General features: G+C 72.0%; 1 protein-coding gene. It reads left to right on the top strand.

Going from position 1 to position 268, the window contains the following annotated elements:
* The coding region (locus tag ACZ6JE_RS15245; protein WP_464319489.1) for a hypothetical protein at positions 1 to 268 on the top strand (268 nt) is incomplete at both ends.

The following is a 268-nucleotide window of genomic DNA, read 5'->3' on the forward strand; positions in this document are numbered from 1 at the left end:
GGAACAGACGGTGCGGATCATCGATGCCCTGCGCCGGGCGGAAGCCTTCGACGATGCGGCGATGACCGCCCGGACCCTGCATGAAAGCGATGCGGCGGAGGCCGTGTCGCAAGTGGTGGGCCTCGAGTTGCGGCTGATCGCCGCCCGCGACACCGGCCGGCATACCGTGGCGAGCGCCCTGCCCCCGCCCGCCCGGCGGCCGCATGTGACGCATCAGCGGAGCCAGCCCAAGGGGGGAAAAGGGGGTGCTGACCAGGGCGGCCTGTTC

Source organism: Frigoribacterium sp. AC759 (assembly GCF_979256015.1).